Origin of the sequence: Photorhabdus hainanensis (assembly GCF_018448965.1) — a bacterium.
GTDB classification, from domain to species: domain Bacteria; phylum Pseudomonadota; class Gammaproteobacteria; order Enterobacterales; family Enterobacteriaceae; genus Photorhabdus; species Photorhabdus akhurstii.
The window spans coordinates 1-1,101 of record NZ_RCWD01000110.1; the positions used below are offsets into that span (position 1 = coordinate 1).

General features: G+C 40.8%; 1 protein-coding gene. It reads left to right on the forward strand.

Going from position 1 to position 1,101, the window contains the following annotated elements:
* The first annotated feature begins 60 nt into the window (after positions 1 to 60).
* Positions 61 to 1,086, forward strand: coding sequence for an IS630-like element ISPlu3 family transposase (locus EAE92_RS24070; RefSeq protein WP_214069860.1), 1,026 nt, complete (start codon positions 61 to 63; stop codon positions 1,084 to 1,086).
* Positions 1,087 to 1,101 lie beyond the last annotated feature (15 nt).

Here is a 1,101-nt window from a genome sequence, read left to right on the forward strand (position 1 = left end):
TATACCCGTAATCATTGAAGATGCTTGATTTTATCCGAAATGGAGATCATTATCCTCGCTATGAAAATATTTATTACATCAGAACAAAAAATCAAACTTGAACGTCTTCACGACACCACTCGTGATGGTCAGGTACGAGACAGAATAAAAGCTATCCTTCTGGCTTCTGAAGGGTGGAGTTCTGTGATGATCGCCCAGGCATTGCGACTCCATCAGACCACCGTTGACCGCCATATCAGTGATTACCTTAATCAAGGTAAACTTAAATCTGATAATGGAGGGTCTGATAGTTTGCTTTCCCGAGAACAAACTGATTTTTTAATCAATCACTTATCTCAACACCTTTTCCATCACACCCATGAAATCGTGGCCTATGTTGCTCAGCTCTGGAAGATTACCTTTAGCATTCCCGGCATGAATAAATGGCTACACCGTCAGGGTTTTTCTTATAAAAAACCTTGTGGCGTCCCTCATAAATTCGACGCAGAAAAACAGCGACAATTTATTGAATATTATGAGAATCTTAAAGTCACCGCGAAAGACGAACCCATCCTTTTTCTTGACGCTGTTCACCCGACTCAAAGCACCAAACTCAGTTATGGCTGGATGCGAAAAGGCGAGAAAAAAACCGTCAAGACAACAGGAAGCCGGACTCGCCTGAATATATTGGGCGCGCTCAACCTGAATGCCATTGGTCGTACGGTGTTCCAGGAATATCAAACCATCAATGACTACAATATTTGCTGTTTTTTCAATGAAATAAGAAAGTCTTATCCTGACTATCATCAAAAAATTCATCTTATTGTGGATGGGGCGGGTTACAACAAAGCTCATCTTGTGAAGGAGTGGGCTTATGTTAGCAATATTGAGTTACATTACCTTCCTCCCTATAGCCCAAATTTAAACCCAATAGAGCGATTATGGAAGGTCATGAATGAACAGGTTCGAAATAACCGTTATTTCGCTGATAAACATGAATTTCGAGACAACGTCTTCAAATTTTTCACCACAACGCTACCGGATATAGCGGACTCGCTGATGTCTAGAATTAACGACCATTTTCAGGTGCTAAAAACTGCATCTTGAAGTTTCTTGGGTATA